This is a genomic window from Bacillus sp. LR--39 (assembly GCF_053613335.1).
The window spans coordinates 1-500 of sequence record NZ_JBSIOT010001718.1; the positions used below are offsets into that span (position 1 = coordinate 1).

The window sequence follows — 500 nt, forward strand, 5'->3', positions numbered from 1 at the left end:
GACATGGTGGTGATGTCCGTGCGTCCCGTTTTCGATCAGCTGATTCCCTTTAAATTGATAAGAGATGATCAGCCCGGCAATGAGAGACACCGCAATCGCCAACCCGCCCCGGTAGAACACGACATCCCATTTGTTTCCGAAAGCGATGAATGTCGAGAATAATACAATCGGATTGATGATCGGGGCCGTCAGCATGAAGGCGACCGCCGCATGAAGCGGCACTCCCTTTAAAAGCAGCCTGCGGGCAATCGGAACGATGCCGCACTCGCAAGCCGGAAACAATACCCCGGCAAATGTTCCTGACAAAACGGCGAGAAATCGGTTTTTCGGAATGATTTTCGCCATCATCTCCTCCGTCACAAACATTTGAATCAAACCTGATATAAAAACCCCGATCAAGACGAACGGAATCGCTTCTATTAATATACTGATAAATATTGAGTTCAGCTGCAGAAAGGATTGTGAAGCCACAAAAAAACCTCCGCGCAAATCCATATTTT

Annotated in this window: 1 protein-coding gene; it reads right to left on the bottom strand. The window is 47.8% G+C overall.

Features of this window, described 5'->3' with window-relative positions:
• On the bottom strand, positions 1-495 hold a 495-nt coding region (locus tag ACWHAR_RS32755), incomplete at its 3' end, for a permease (protein ID WP_452089133.1).
• Between the last annotated feature and the right edge of the window lie 5 nt (positions 496-500).